The organism is Pseudoalteromonas ulvae UL12 (genome assembly GCF_014925405.1).
Classification (GTDB): domain Bacteria; phylum Pseudomonadota; class Gammaproteobacteria; order Enterobacterales; family Alteromonadaceae; genus Pseudoalteromonas; species Pseudoalteromonas ulvae.
On the sequence record NZ_AQHJ01000012.1, the window covers coordinates 1 to 2,271 of the forward strand.

At 42.9% G+C, this 2,271-nt stretch carries 1 protein-coding gene; it reads right to left on the reverse strand.

Annotated features, from left to right (window positions below; translation table 11 throughout):
• The coding region (locus tag PULV_RS00070) for a non-ribosomal peptide synthetase (protein WP_193330566.1) at positions 1 to 2,257 on the reverse strand (2,257 nt) is incomplete at its 3' end.
• Positions 2,258 to 2,271: the final 14 nt, after the last annotated feature.

The window sequence follows — 2,271 nt, forward strand, 5'->3', positions numbered from 1 at the left end:
AAGACATGTTGTAATGGGCTGAGCCCCCTTCAAACTTATCTATTGCCCACAATCGTTGTTGCGCAAACGACAACGGCTGAGGTAATAAACGCAAATTTTCCTCAAGCGGCTCTATCGCCTGCGATGTCTGATGCGCTGAATTTTCGATTAGTGTTGCCAATGCCGTCAATGATGACACACTCATTAACTGAGCGACGCTTAAGCTGACAGAAAACGCTTTTTCTATCTCGTACATGAACTGAATGAGCAGCAACGAGTGACCACCTAGTTCAAAAAAGCTAGCCGAAATATCTAGATCAGTTTGATTAAGTTTCAATACGCGCGCGCACACTAAGGCTAACGTTTTTTCAATTGACGTGCTCGGCGATTGCCCCGCACCCACAACACCTTTTAACGCCAACATGTTATGCAATGCTTTTTTGTCAACTTTGCCGTTTGCTGTCATCGGCCAAGCATCAATCATGACATAATGCGATGGCAGCATATGTCGAGGCATCTGGTTTGATAGCGCTCCATCTAGGTGTTGCTTCAATGCAGCTGATGCAATTAGCTGTTCGCTGTTTTCTGAGAGTTCAACAAATGCCACCAAGTGTTCAGGACTAGTTTCTTTATTCACAAGTACAATATTGGATTTCACGCACTCCTGAGCATCAATTAACTGTTCAACTTCACTCAGTTCTATACGAAAACCTCGAACATTAACTTGATCGTCATTACGGCCAATGAACTTTAATTGCCCATCTTCGTTCAACTGAACCAAGTCGCCCGTACGATACAGTCGCTCAGTCTTACCGAATATTGTTGCTTGAATAAATCGCTCTGCATTTAGCTCAGGACGATTAATATATCCTGATGAAACTCCGTCACCTGCAAGATAAAGCTCTCCAATAGTACCTTGTGGCTGCACGTTTAACTGACTATCTAGAACATACTGCCTAGTATTGGCTATAGGCGAGCCTATAACGACTGGACGCTCTACTTCTATTTTTGCGACATGAGAACATACCGTCGCTTCTGAAGGACCATATGCATTAAAAAGTGGTACATGCTTTGCCCATTTCCAAGCAGCTTGTTCAGCACACACTTCACCACCTACAATCAATGCTTTAAATGCATAAGGTTGGTTAATATCTAGATAATTTAACAACGTAGGAGGCAGAACAGCATGAGTGATTTTCTGATCGCTAATGAAGGCCGACAACATCTCTCCATTTTGGCGCACCGTACTATCACATACGAATAGCGTTGCCCCTGAGCACAGTGCCATCATCCATTCCCATGTTGCCGCATCAAAACTTGGAGAAGCAAATTGCATGACGCGATCTTCGCGCTCAATCTTAAAGTATTGCTGTGTTGTTAAAGCTAAATTGACCGCGCCTCTATGTGTAAGAGGAACACCTTTTGGCATGCCTGTAGAACCTGACGTATATATTACATAAGCAATATCGTTCTCATTAGGGGGGCCGACTTCAATATCGTCGCTATTACAGGCATTAATTACACTTGTTTCAGTATCGATTTCAATAATAGGGAACGACGACTCAAGAATCGCACTTTTTTCCACCTGAGATGTCGATAATACAAGCAAAGCTTGGCTATCATTAATCATATGACTAAGACGGCTAGCTGGATACGCAGGATCCAACGGCACATATGTCCCGCCGACCTTTAGTATCGCTAAAACACTCGTCATCCAATCGATACCTCGGTGCATCCAAACACCTACGCGGCTGCCTCTATCTACGCCTTGAGCAATAAGATAATAACTTAAACGATTTGCTTGCTCGTTCAATTCAAGATAAGACAAAGCCAGCTCTGCATCTACGATTGCGCATTGCTCAGGCCAATCCTTGACCTGTTTTTCAAACAAGCTATGCAGCCAATTGGAATCATCAAAACTGCTATGCGTTTGGTTGAGTGAGTCACATTGGTAAGTTAATTCTGCTTCTGAAAGCATATTAAGATCAGCTAATGAGTGAGAAGGTTCAGCCAGAAATTGCTGAGCTAACAAACAAAAATGCTGATTAAGTGTTTCGATTTTTTGCTGAGTGAATAATGCAGTATCGTATACCCAACTGATTGCCAGCTCAGAATCTTCAATAGTAATGTCGAGGCTCAAATCGAACTTAGCTTCAATTTCAGAAGTGTGAATAGGCTCAATCGCCATTCCCGAAAATTCTAGATCATCACTACCCCCATCTTCATTGACTGTCAGCATGATTTGAAACAAAGGTGTGAGTGCTATCGTGCGAGGCACATTCAACAGCTCAA